Source organism: Flavobacterium sp., from assembly GCF_043760115.1.
GTDB lineage: Bacteria > Bacteroidota > Bacteroidia > Flavobacteriales > Flavobacteriaceae > Flavobacterium.
Window position 1 is genome coordinate 1 of the sequence record NZ_JAYUPK010000033.1, and the last position, 3940, is coordinate 3940.

Below are 3940 nucleotides of genomic sequence, written 5' to 3' on the forward strand. Positions count from 1 at the left end.
TTCGCACCACGCAGAAAAGGAACTGGCTCTAAATATCTTCTAACCTAAAAACTTTATTTTAATTTAACAAAAATCATAAATATGAATATTTTATATAAATTTTTTAAAACACAATTACTATTAATTGTGTTGTTGAGTGCAAGCTTTGGTTTTGCGCAAACCGTAACTGTACCAGCAAATTGTACTGTTGTAACAACAAATACTGCCCTTGGCGGTGTTTTTGGTGCTGGAGGAAAAGTTACAAATGGTGGACTTGTATCAATGCCAGATACTCAGTTAGTTCCTCCAAACTCTCCAAATCAAGGCGGAACTTTTACATTTAATCCACCATCTGGAGTTTTAACTGCGAGTTGGAGTTTAAAAGGCGACATAACCAATACTGCAACTGCTGGAACTATAGTTGGAGTTAGTGGAAATTATAATGGAGTTACTCAACCAGCAGCAGGATTAACTGCTCAAATTCTTAGTTATAATAAATTTTACAGATCAAATTCTAGTGAGACATTAAATCCAAGTTGGGCTAGAAGTAAAGGTCATGTTAAAGTAAGTTATAGTCTAACTGGTTGTGGAAATTCATTAACATTTGATGTTTTTAAAAATTTTGTACCGTTATTTAATATTCCAACAATAACTGGACCAAGTTGTCTAAAACCAAATACAACCTATACTTATTCTGTAGATAGAACTGTAAGTGATAATACTAATGATAATATTGGATTTGATAGTTATTATTGGAGTGGTTTACCAGCTAGCATTTATCCTGCAACCGTTGCCAATTCTTTCTACACATCTGCCGATAATAGTTCTATTACTTTTACTACAGGAGCAACAGTAACTCCTTTTACACTACAATGTTGTTTTGGTAGAGTAAATCCAAATACAACAGATGGTGGTGTTTCTGATGTAATTAATAATTTTGTTCTAGGTTCACACACAACTTGTATTACAAAAAATATAATTATCGCACCTAATCTTACTTTTGTTACAGCACCACCAACTTGCGTACCAACCGGTACAGTTGCAGCACCAGCAATATTTAATATTGTATATCCAAATCCACCAGCAGGACAAACGTATACTTGGACAGCTGCTAATACTGGTTGGACTTTTGCAACTAGTTTGGTTGCGACAGCAAATGTTAATACGCAATTAGCTGTAAATACACAAGGCAATAATAATCCAGGAGAGTTAACATTAACAATAACTGGACCTTGCGATCCTGCCATTTTTAAATACCAGATAGAACGCAATATTACTGCGCCTTTAACGGTTATACCAACAGGAACAACAACCACTTGTATAAATAGTACATCTACTGGAAATACTTTTACTTTAAGTCCAACAACATCTAATGCTATTCAATGGTTTACAACGCCTGCATCTGTAGCTGGTGTAACACTTGTAAACGCGACTTCATCCATAGTAACGGTAAATACAACTGGAGCTGCAGCAGGTTCGTTTACATTAAGTGCGCGTTCTGCAACTGCTGCTTGTAACACTACATCTGTTTCTACAACAATAAATATTAAGCCAAATGCACCTGTTTTTACAGCACCTAATTGTGTTGTTAAAGGAACTGCACCTGTTACTAGTATAGCAGTTACCCCAATTACTGGAGTTACCAGCTATACTTGGACGTTTCCTGCTGGTGTAACTTGTGCTGCTAATTGTACTTCTGCAAATCCAACATTTGTTGTAAATAGTGCTGGAACATCAGTAACATTTACAGCAACAGCAATTGGTATTAATGGTTGTAATAGTAACACAATAAGCAAAACTATTAATTATTACACTGTTGTTTTAACTCCTGGACCTTTTTCTGATCAATATGCTGTTAATGGTGCTTGTGGCATTGTAAGCTCTTGGACTGTAAATGGTGTGAATTACACTACTTCGAGTGGAAACATTGGAATTAGTGGCTCAACCAACAATATTTTAACCATTTCTGGTAGTGGTGGAACACCTATTAATCAAGTATGTGCTAATTATCCTGGACCAATACAAGTTTGCGCCACCTCTTTTGGATCAAGCACCTTAAGACAAGTAGTATCAAATACCATAAATCCTGTAAAGGAAATAATTGAAACTGTAACTATTTCACCAAATCCCAACTCTGGTATCTTTAATATTAAAGTAACCGATTTTAATAATAGTGCAACTGCAATATTAAATGATTTTTCTGGAAATGAAATCCAAAGTTTTACTTTACGAAGAGGCGATAATAAAATTGAAAAAGAAGGTCTTGCAAAAGGAACTTATTTTATTGTTTTAAAAGTTGACGGAAAACAAGAATCAAGACAAATTGTAATTAAATAAATTATAAACAATTTCTAATCAAATACCTTTGTCAAAGTTTTAAACTTTGACAAAGGTTATTTTAATATAATTTCAAAATGAAAAGGATGCTAATACTTTTTTTATTTTGCTGTGTAAATAGCTATTCTCAAAAAGAACTTTGGGGTGTAAATTCAGGAGATGAGTATATTTCTGAACAACCCAATGCTTATTTTGGAAATATAACCAGGTATGATATCAATGGAGAAAGCCCAGTGATTATGCATGAGTTTAATGGTACAGAAGGTAAAATACCTAAAGGAAAATTATTTTTGGCTAGTAATGGTAAGTTATATGGTACAACTTTGTTTGGTGGAAGTTTAGGACAATTAGTAACTAATGCTGGTGTTTTATACGAGTATGATTTAATTTTAAATAAATATAGAGTTGTAAAATATTTTGAAACTGATTTAATAAATTCTAATGGTGTTGAAACCAATCCTAGAATCGGTGTTTTAGAACCAATTATAGGTCAATTATACGGAGCAACCTATAATAGAATATACAAATATGATTTGAACACGCAGATTGTAACATTCTACAATAAATTACCGTTTAAAAATATATTTGGTTACGAGTTAATTAAAGCATCAGATGGTAATTTATATGGAACTTCGTTTGATAATATTTGTCCTAATGCTTTGTCAACGTATTATGAAAATGGTTGTGTTGTAAAATTTAAAATTTCAACTAATAACTTAAGTGTTGCACATCCATTAAATTGTGATATTGCTTCCGAAGGCTCAGCACCTTGGACTCAGCTAGTTGAAATTAGTCCTGGAAAACTTATAGGTGCTACATTAAATGGTGGAATAACTCAAACTGGATACACAGGTATATTATTTGAATATAACTTTAATTCAAATACTTTTACAAAAAAAATAGATTTAAATGGAGTAACAGGAGGTAATCCAAATACTTTAGTTAATGGAAATAACGGTAAAGTTTATGGTTTGTGCGAATATGGTGGTATTCCACCAGGAAATACAAGTACTGACCTGTCAGATTTTCGTGGCACTTTATTCGAATATACACCAACTACAAATGTCTTTGAAGTAAAACAATATTTTGGAATTAATATTTTTAATAGCAATACTAATTTTAATAATTATGTTCGTTATCCAACATCTTTAATAAAAAATAGTAATGGACATTTTGTGGGCACAATACCTAATGGTGGCACTTATAGATGGTTAAGTGATACTAATACAATTGTAAATCAAGGAGGAAATAGTGCACCAATAAATGGTTCTAACAATGCCAATTTTATAGAAATATGCCGTAAACCATCTTATCAAGAATTTATTCCCAGCACATTTAGTCCTTGTGTAAATACACCATTTACATACAATATTAATAACACAAACGCCACAACTTATGTATGGAAAAAAGATGATGTTATTGTACCGTTGCAAACTACAGGTATATTAAATATAAATAATCTTATAGCATCAGATACAGGTATTTATACTTGCACCATGACTAACGAATGTGGCGAAACAACCACCATGAATTTAAATATTAACGTAAATTGCCTTGATGTTCCAGAAGTTATTGCTGATAAAAACTCAATTTCACTGTACCCAAATCCAACCAAAAACACAAT

Annotated in this window: 2 protein-coding genes; both read left to right on the top strand. The window is 32.5% G+C overall.

The window, feature by feature from the left end:
* Window positions 1-81 precede the first annotated feature (81 nt).
* Window positions 82-2316, top strand: coding sequence for a T9SS type A sorting domain-containing protein (locus ACH2BC_RS02860; protein WP_395052476.1), 2235 nt, complete (start codon window positions 82-84; stop codon window positions 2314-2316).
* A gap of 77 nt (window positions 2317-2393) precedes the next feature.
* On the top strand, window positions 2394-3940 hold a 1547-nt coding region (locus ACH2BC_RS02865; RefSeq protein WP_395052477.1), incomplete at its 3' end, for a choice-of-anchor tandem repeat GloVer-containing protein.

Bases quoted from the DNA above. Each gene is read 5' to 3' on its own strand.
- ACH2BC_RS02860 (WP_395052476.1), top strand. From the start codon at position 82: ATGAATATTTTATATAAATTTTTTAAAACACAATTACTATTAATTGTG.